The organism is Candidatus Propionivibrio aalborgensis, from assembly GCF_900089945.1.
Lineage (GTDB): Bacteria > Pseudomonadota > Gammaproteobacteria > Burkholderiales > Rhodocyclaceae > Propionivibrio > Propionivibrio aalborgensis.
Map to the genome: position 1 here is coordinate 24,887 of NZ_FLQY01000268.1, position 8,164 is coordinate 33,050.

Below are 8,164 nucleotides of genomic sequence, written 5' to 3' on the forward strand. Positions count from 1 at the left end.
TGGAATCAGAACAAGTTGTATGTCATTTCTGGCGCACAATCGACACCTGCCCGGTAGATTTGCAACATACGCCAACGCCCATTTTAAGCGATAGCCGTCACGACCGGGCCGCTGGCGCTGCGGGTCGTTCTGCCGAGGTGGCTCGAAATTCCCGCATATATTTATCCAGGCCCGTGGTTGTGCCGCACACAAACAGGACGTCATCTGCGCGCACCTGAAATTCCGGGTCGAACTCCACCAGTACTTCCGTGCCGCGTTCCACCGCCACCACGGCGGATGCGGTTTTCTCGCGGACTTCGGCCTTCCATGGGTGTCTGCCGACCATTGTGCCTGGCGCCACGCGGGCGAGTTTGAGCCGCTGTTCCACGGTTATCGCGCTCTCGCCCAGCAAATGGTGGGCGAGAATCTGGCCGGCGACCTGGCCCACCGACAGGGCGAAGTCGGCACCGGCCTGGTAGAGTCGGGCCACATTCGGAGCCAGATTCACGCGCGCGATCAGTCGCACTTCGGGCGCATAGTCGCGCACTACCGCGGTGGCGAACACCCCGGCGCTGTCGTTGCTGAGCGCCAGTACTACGGCGCTCGCATTGCGCACCCTGGCGTGTTCCAGGGTGGCGTGCTCAAGGATGTTGCCAACAACATCGACCTCAGGGTCGGCGCGCACGTCGATCACGATGGTCGTTTCACCGGCATCGTGCAGCATCTCCACCACCTTGCGTCCGACCGCCCCGTAGCCCGCCACGACAATTGGGCCGTGGAGACGCAGCGGGGTGGCCATGCGTTCGACTCTGGCCAGATTGGCGAGTGCTCCGGCGACGACCAGGATTGCACCAGCCTCGATACGCGTATCCGGGCCTTCAGCCGAGGCGAAACGACCGCCATTCCATTGCCCGATCACCGTAACGCCGTGGTGTGCGCGCATGCGCAGGTCGCCGAGACGCTGCCTGGCCAGCGGGCTGCTGGCCTGAACCCGGAAGTCGGCGATGCCGACTCGTTCGCCCAGTAGTTGAAGCCCTTCCACCTTGGGGCTGATACGCGCGCTGGCGCGAGCCGCCAGGGCCGCACCGAGTACGTGCGAAGGGGTAAACACCGCGGTTGCACCGATCTTTTCCATCGGCGGACGGTGCAGCGGATCCTCGGCCAGCGCCAGGATGGGCCCGGTATAGCCGCGTTCCCTGGCCATCATGATGAAGGTCGCATCGGCGTGATCATCGGCGTTGGTGATCAGCGCTTGCGCAGCCTCGACGCCGCTCAGCATCCCGGGCTGCTCGTCCAGCGCGCCGAAGACCACGTCGTAGCCGCGATCCCGCAGGCGACGGGCCTGGCGTTCATCCTGTTCCAGAACGACGAACGCCGTGCCGACGCGGCGCAGCTCCTCGACCAGCGAATCCACCGCCGGGCCGTAGCGATGGATGAGCACACGTCCGGCCATCTCGGGCAGACTGCCTGGCAGGCGCGCCTCGAAGCGTTCCTCAAAGTAGGGCAGAAAGAATACGGGGAAAATCAGCACGTAAAAGGACATGCCAACGAGCTGAAAAAATATCACGAACACGATCATCAGCGGATGCGTCCAGCGCGCGTCGCTGCCGTAACCGGTGGTGGTCAGCGTCTCGGCGGCCCATTCCACGCTGGCCAGGAAGTCGCGCGGCGCATGCTCCAGATAGGTCATGCCAAACATGTAGATCAGGCCGCCCGCAAGGATCACCACGGGAATGCTGAGAATCAGTGCGAGCAGGCGCTTTGTCGAACGTTTGAGTTGCGCAGCCACGCTGTTTCTCCGTTAGTTATGGGGGTAATGGTCGGAATCCGGCATCATGGACTTTCCGTACCGACAATCCGGCCATTTCCGTGCACTTTACTGCGTTCCCGGTGGCTGGAGCATGTCGGTATGAAGCAGCGAAGCGACCGCCTGCGACAGCGCTGTGCCCAGCGCAAAATGCTGTTCGACGTCCAGATGCACGCCGTCGACTTTGCTGGAGGTGATGACAGTGTTCGAGTCGAAGAAGTGACACCCAAGCTCCTGGCATACCCTATGGTAGGCGTCGGCGAGGCCGACGCACCTTCTTTCGCCACCTTCGAACTTCGGAGCGATCGGTCCCTTGGGCGAACCGATGAGCGGTGGAGCGACTACCAGAACGGGCGGTACGGGCATGCCCGGTTCGATCGGCGCGCTGCGGATGGCGGAAACCAGCGCGGCTATTCCCTGCGCGGAATGCCAGGCGTTATACGCGTGCATCGACTGGAAATCATTTGTGCCCAGCAACAGCACGACCAGCGCCAGCGGAGAGTGAATCTCGATACGCTGAGCGAGTCCGACCAAGCCATTTCTTCCCGGCTTGAACGGATCGTCCCAGACCGTGCGCCGGCCATTGAGGCAGTCTTCGATGACACGCACGCTTGTCCCGGACTGATTGAGCAGATTCTCCATCACTCCCGGCCAGCGCTGATCAAAGGGCAGCCGCTGGCGAGTGGTCGGGACGATGCCCCACGATAGCGAATCGGCATAAACAAGAATGTGCTGCATGAGGGTTCCCAAGGATGAGTTCCGTCGCAAGTTTTCTTGGCACACCACGAATCAGTCCGGCAGTGTCATTTGTTGGCGTCTGCCGAAACCCTTTGTTCGGCACTCCTGATTTCGCCATCCAGAAGCTTCAGCTGGTCGATTATGGCAACCAGTTTTCGACCATTTGCGGTCAGCGAATACTCTGTCCTGGGAGGCACTTCCGCATAAACATGCTTTGCCAGCAAACCATACGTCGTAAGTTTTCGTAGCCGCTCAGACAGAACCTTGGTCGAAATCCCCTGGACATGACGTTCCAATGCGCCCGGCCGTGTGACGCCGTCGGCGATGGCTCGCAGGACCGAGACGGACCACTTGCAGCCCACGATATCTTCGAGTTGCGAATAAACGGATTTCGCTGCGGACGACATTTATTTTTCCCTGACGATTCTGCAAGTTACACCAAAAAGTGACCGGGGTACCGGAATGTGCCTTCTTGCGGAAGCTGGCGCCGTTCTTACCATGCAGGTGTGCCAGTTGGCACGAACGAACCTTGAGGAGAACAGTCATGAAGACCAACGCCATTTTCTACCACGCCGGCTGCCCAGTATGCATTGCGGCTGAACACACTATAGCCGAAGCGCTTGATCCTGCGAAGTACGCCGTTGAAGTCGTCCATCTTGGCAGCGACAAGTCGCGCCTGAAAGAAGCGGAAGCCGCCGGTGTCAAGTCCGTGCCAGCACTCGTCATGAATGGAGCAGCATTCCATATCAACTTTGGCGCTGACATCGCGGCATTGCGTTGACCGTCCGATCCCGCAGGTGGGGGCTGGCCGAAGGAAGCTCCCGCCTGCAGGGCGTCAGGCTTTGACGCGATATCCAGCTGGGGGTTCAAGTAGTCGTAGTTGTGTTTCCACATGACCTTTGCGACGGGCGACGCCATGGTAAGTATTTTCTTCAACGTCCTCATTGCCCCATTGGTGCCAGCCTTCACGTTTGAATCTGGCAAAAAGTTCGAGATAGGGGCCGGGAGAACAGGACTCAACCAAGTCATAGATTTCGTCTGGTTTTCTGGAATGCTCTCGTTTTCTCGTGCTCAACAAATTTACTTGAGTTCGCCCGGGACTGAGCGTACGCATGCTGCCTCGAACACCAAATAGTACGAGCTCGGTCACATTCCGGAAATAGAAACCCACGCCGCGTCCGTCCGGCCCGCCATCCTTGCGAATCTTGTACCAGACGAGATTCGACTTGTACGTAAAACCCCATGCCTCCATTACTTGAAGGCCTTCCTGAAGCAGTGCGTTAGGAACCCACAAATAGAGGTGGGATTTTGCCGCGGCCATTTTTGAAACAGGTAAGGCAGCAATTTCCTTGAGTTCCATGGTCGGATAGCGCAACAATCGCCGGTGCTCCGGGGCCATCTTCCCCGTGCGGTTTTGGAACTGCCACGGTGGATCAGCCAGAATTGTTGAGTATTGCCCTTCTACTTTGGCGATCAAGTCCTCCGACGGATTCGGTTCTGCGATGTTGTACACCTTTCCGGCCATTTGTTGCCCCAATTCTCAAACAAGCACTATGTTTTTTGGAATGCCTATCAAAACGAGCGGGCATGGGTTCCCGACACCCCTATGAACCCGGTCGACCAGTTTTCGCCAATGCGTCGTTGCCTCACCAAACTTGTCGGACACGAAGGCGTTTGCCCAACCGTCGTGAAACGACGCTTTGGATATTGCTGCCCGTTCAATGAGTTGTTTCTGCCTTGCGGTTGGCGCGTAGTACGCTTGCAGATCCGATAGGGTGTCGATACCCCGTTTCTTGGCAAAAGCACTCACGATTTCCTTCATCGAGTCTTGAAGCGATTCACCGCGAGTGATAATTCCGCCAATGGAAATCACCCCGTCAGCATGAAGCCTCTTGAAGTTTTCGAGATCCCGGTCGAAAAATGGATCCTTGTTGTTCCATTCGATTTCGAGCGCAAAAGTTCCGGCCGGGAATTTCTTTACGTGATCGATTTCATGCGAGATTGACTCCTTCTCGACGCCATCGACGATCTTCTTTATTTCGAAGTTGTGCTTCTTCCAGCCGTATTCGACGTTGAGCGCTCGTCTCAATCTTTGCGTGAGTTCCCCTTCACCGCCACCACCCCGAACCAGCTCCTCGGCAGGGATGGACGCGCCTTCCAGCACCGACTCGATCTCGGTAACCGCTGTTGCCATGTCGTGCGTCAGAATCGCTTCGGCATGGTGCAAAGTGAGTATTTGGTAGCCGCGTTTCTTCAGTTTTTCGAACATCACGGCATTCTACTGGCATCGCTGCTGTTTCCTTGACGCACAGCTCTGTGATTCAACGACGCGGTTGGCTCACTCACCCGCAAGTACCTACCGCCCCGCAGGCCGTGCAGAAATCACACCCGTCCTTGCGGATCATCGTGTGGTTGCCGCATTCGCCGCACAGCTTTCCGGCGGTGGGCTTGGCGGCGGTGCTGCCAGCCGGGGTTTCGAGTATGCCCATCTGTTGCAGTGGTATGCCTTTTTCATCGAGGATGCCGAGCATCGCGTAGCGGTGGATCACAAGTTGCGCGAGGTAGGCGACGGTTGACGGGTAGTTGGTCTGCCGGCGGGTGCCGGGGATGAAGGCCATGAAGTCGCCGAGCGGCTCGGGGTAGTCGAGAAGCTTACGCAGTTTCATGCCGATCCAGGCCGGGTCGAGGACGCGCATGTCGAGCGAGAGCAGCTTGGTCAGGCCGTCGAGGGCGCGCGGGTAGTTGCCGGAGAGCCACATCGAGTAGGGGCGCGTGACGCCGTCGGGCAGGGTGATTTCCTTGACGCCGAGCACGAAATCCTCGTCGGTGGCCGGGTTGAAGATATCGACTGTCCATGACAGCGTGCCGTCGGTACCGGTCTTCGGCTCTTTCAGGCTGAACAGGGCGTCGAGTACCGGCGTCGGGCCTTCGGTCTTGAATGCGCCGATCTGTTCGACGCGGAACTGGATCAGCCGCGCCATCGCGGAGACGACGGACGGCATGCGCTTCTTCTCGCCGTGCGGCGGGAAGACCAGGTCGAAACCTTCGCCGTTCGGCGTCTTGGCCAGCGATTCGAGCTTGAGCTTGAGCCAGCCGTGGTCGTTGGCGCGCATGTCCATCGACAGCGTCTTGGCGACGGCGCCGAGTCCGCGGGGTTGCGCCGGGCCGTTGACCCAGGCTTCGAACGGCCACGAGCGGCCATCCTGATCGATCTGACCTACGAACAGGGCGAACTTGCCGTGCTCGTGCTCGATCATGTAGGTCCATGCCATATTGCCTTCGGGCATGTCCGGGCGGTCCGGCCAGCGCAGGCTGGAGAGTACCGGGGCGGGCAGGTGTTTGATCGACAGGCGACGGTTGGCGTCGCCGCTGACAAAATCATGCGGTGCCTTGGCGTCGGCCTCGGCGCGAGTAGGCTCGACCGATAGAACCGAGCCGAGAATGCTGTTCGGGCGGTAGGTCGCCAGACCCTTGAGGCCGGCTTTCCAGGCGCTCATGTAGAGATCCTGGAAGTCCTCGTAGGGGTATTCCGCGGGGACGTTGACCGTTTTCGAGATCGAGGTGTCGATGTACGGGGCGACGGCGGCGACCATGTTTTTGTGCGCCTGGGCGGAGATTTCAAGCGCGGTGACAAAATAGTCGGGCAGTTTCTCGACGTCGCCGCCCATGTGTTTGTAAAGGCGCCAGGCGTAGTCTTCGACGGCGTATTCCTTGATCGTGCCGTCGGTCATGCGCTTCTTGCGGCTGTAGGTCCACGAGAAGGGCGGCTCGATGCCGTTGCTGGCGTTATCGGCAAAGGCCAGCGAGATGGTGCCGGTGGGGGCGATCGAGAGCAGGTGCGAGTTGCGCAGGCCGTGCTTGCGGATTTCGCTTTTGACCTCTGCGGGGAGCCGCGAGGCAAAGTTGCCACCCGTGAGGTACAACTCGGCGTTGAACAGCGGGAAAGCGCCGCGTTCCTTGGCCAGTTCGACCGAGGCGAGGTAGGCGGTATTGCGCATGTGCTCGGAGATGCGCGCGCCCATGGCGGTCGCTTCCGGGCGGTCATAGCGCATGCGCAGCATGCACAGCGCATCGCCCAGGCCGGTGTAACCCAGGCCTATGCGACGCTTGTTGGCAGCTTCCTCACGCTGGCGTTCAAGCGGCCAGGCGGTCACGTCGAGCACATTGTCGAGCATGCGCGTCGACACCTTGACCACTTCGCCGAAGGCGTCGAAGTCGAACTCGGCACGGTTGGTAAAGGGATGCTTGACGAACAGCGTCAGGTTGATCGAGCCCAGACAGCAGCAGCCATAGGGCGGCAGTGGCTGTTCGGCGCAGGGATTGGTCGCTTCGATCTGCTCGCAGTAGTAGAGGTTGTTGTCCTTGTTCATGCGATCAAGGAACAGGATTCCCGGCTCGGCATGATCGTAGGTGGACTTCATCACCTGATCCCACAGGTCGCGGGCGCGCACCTTGCGATAGACCCATATGCCGTCGTCACGCTGATAGGCGCCGGAAATCTTCATGTCGGCATTCGGTTCGGCGCGGTGCGTCAGCTCGACTTCGTCGTCTGCCTCAACCGCCTGCATGAAGGGGTCGGTTACGCCGATCGAAATGTTGAAGTTGGACAGGTCGCCATGGTCCTTGGCGTGAATGAAGACTTCGACGTCGGGATGGTCGCAGCGCATGACGCCCATCTGCGCACCGCGGCGGGCGCCGGCGGACTGCGTGCCCTTGACCAGCGCACCCTGAGGGCGGATCGACGAGAAATCGTAGCCGACGCCACCGCCACGGCGCATGGTTTCTGCGGCTTCGGCCAGGGCGCTGTAGATGCCCGGCTTGCCGTCGACAATCTCGACGATCGAGTCGCCCACCGGCTGTACGAAGCAGTTGATCAGCGTGGCTGCCAGCGGCGTGCCGGCGGCCGAGTTGATGCGTCCGGCGGGGACAAAACCGTTCTCCTGCGCCCACAGGAAGCGCTCCTCCCACAGGGCGCGGTCTTTTTCGACTTCGGTGGCGGCCAGCGCATTGGCGACGCGGCGACGTACGTCATGAACGTTGGTTTCGCGGCCTTTGGCATATTTTTCGATCAGGACTTCGCCGGAAATTTCCTGCTCGGCAAGCGGAGCCGCACCCGGCGAGTCAGCGATGGCGGTAAAGCTCAGTTGCTTCGCATTCTGGTTCATTTCCATTCTCCTCCATTTTTGTGACTACGTTGCGGCGTCAAAGGCACAGCTACTCCATGAACGTGAATCTGCTGTCGTTCGTGCTGCAGAGAGCTGGCTGATCGCGCCGGCGATTATTTTGTGAATCAGCTACCAAGCTACTACATACAGTGGTGATAGGCAAGAAATTAACTAAATGTAGTCATTTTGGCCTGAGTGCAGCAGACGGAAAAAGACTGTGAATTCACTGTGCTGAGGGGAATAAAATATATTTTTGCTGCGCTGCACAAGCCGGGCTCAGGAGCGCCGGTCGCGCGAGGAGAGTTCTACTGAAGCGCTTGCTCGAACGAAGCGCCGCCATTGCTGGCGACCAGGATGCTCGGAATCATTCGGTTTTGGCCTGCTTGCCGCGGTTGGCGTGGGCGATCAGCGTGGCAATTACGCAGGAGGCGATTCGCGTTTCGGCCGTGTCGGCGCGGCTGGTCAGCACGATGGG

Annotated in this window: 7 protein-coding genes; 1 reads left to right on the top strand and 6 read right to left on the bottom strand. The window is 59.7% G+C overall.

The genetic code is table 11. The features are described 5' to 3' along the window. Positions 1-97: 97 nt before the first annotated feature. The 3 genes from PROAA_RS12710 to PROAA_RS12720 all read right to left on the bottom strand — a co-directional run bounded on the left by PROAA_RS12710 (position 98) and on the right by PROAA_RS12720 (position 2,931). A complete protein-coding gene (locus PROAA_RS12710) occupies positions 98-1,768 on the bottom strand; it encodes a potassium channel family protein (protein WP_186411695.1) in 1,671 nt (556 codons plus the stop codon). Positions 1,769-1,855: 87 nt separating this feature from the next. Continuing rightward, a complete protein-coding gene (locus tag PROAA_RS12715) occupies positions 1,856-2,524 on the bottom strand; it encodes an SGNH/GDSL hydrolase family protein (RefSeq protein ID WP_186411696.1) in 669 nt (222 codons plus the stop codon). 65 nt (positions 2,525-2,589) lie between these two features. Further along, positions 2,590-2,931, bottom strand: a complete 342-nt coding sequence (locus PROAA_RS12720; protein ID WP_186411697.1) for a winged helix-turn-helix transcriptional regulator — start codon at positions 2,929-2,931, stop codon at positions 2,590-2,592. A gap of 137 nt (positions 2,932-3,068) precedes the next feature. Between PROAA_RS12720 and PROAA_RS12725 the strand changes: the two genes are divergently transcribed. Then, positions 3,069-3,305 (top strand): thioredoxin family protein, encoded by a 237-nt coding sequence (locus PROAA_RS12725; protein ID WP_186411698.1) that lies wholly within the window; start codon positions 3,069-3,071, stop codon positions 3,303-3,305. Positions 3,306-3,359: 54 nt separating this feature from the next. Here PROAA_RS12725 and PROAA_RS12730 read toward each other — a convergent pair whose 3' ends face one another. The 3 genes from PROAA_RS12730 to PROAA_RS12740 all read right to left on the bottom strand — a co-directional run bounded on the left by PROAA_RS12730 (position 3,360) and on the right by PROAA_RS12740 (position 7,689). Beyond that, positions 3,360-4,049: an MT-A70 family methyltransferase gene (locus tag PROAA_RS12730; protein ID WP_186411699.1), complete on the bottom strand. Its 690-nt coding sequence runs from the start codon at positions 4,047-4,049 to the stop codon at positions 3,360-3,362. A 15-nt stretch (positions 4,050-4,064) separates the two neighbouring features. Further along, a complete protein-coding gene (locus tag PROAA_RS12735) occupies positions 4,065-4,793 on the bottom strand; it encodes a BglII/BstYI family type II restriction endonuclease (RefSeq protein ID WP_186411700.1) in 729 nt (242 codons plus the stop codon). Positions 4,794-4,866: 73 nt separating this feature from the next. Next, complete coding sequence (locus PROAA_RS12740; RefSeq protein WP_186411701.1) at positions 4,867-7,689, bottom strand: adenosylcobalamin-dependent ribonucleoside-diphosphate reductase; 2,823 nt, start codon at positions 7,687-7,689, stop codon at positions 4,867-4,869. Positions 7,690-8,164: the final 475 nt, after the last annotated feature.

Coding starts and splice junctions, on each gene's coding strand:
- PROAA_RS12740 (WP_186411701.1), bottom strand. CDS start 7,689: ATGAACCAGAATGCGAAGCAACTGAGCTTTACCGCCATCGCTGACTCG.
- PROAA_RS12730 (WP_186411699.1), bottom strand. CDS start 4,049: ATGGCCGGAAAGGTGTACAACATCGCAGAACCGAATCCGTCGGAGGAC.
- PROAA_RS12725 (WP_186411698.1), top strand. CDS start 3,069: ATGAAGACCAACGCCATTTTCTACCACGCCGGCTGCCCAGTATGCATT.
- PROAA_RS12715 (WP_186411696.1), bottom strand. CDS start 2,524: ATGCAGCACATTCTTGTTTATGCCGATTCGCTATCGTGGGGCATCGTC.
- PROAA_RS12720 (WP_186411697.1), bottom strand. CDS start 2,931: ATGTCGTCCGCAGCGAAATCCGTTTATTCGCAACTCGAAGATATCGTG.
- PROAA_RS12735 (WP_186411700.1), bottom strand. CDS start 4,793: ATGTTCGAAAAACTGAAGAAACGCGGCTACCAAATACTCACTTTGCAC.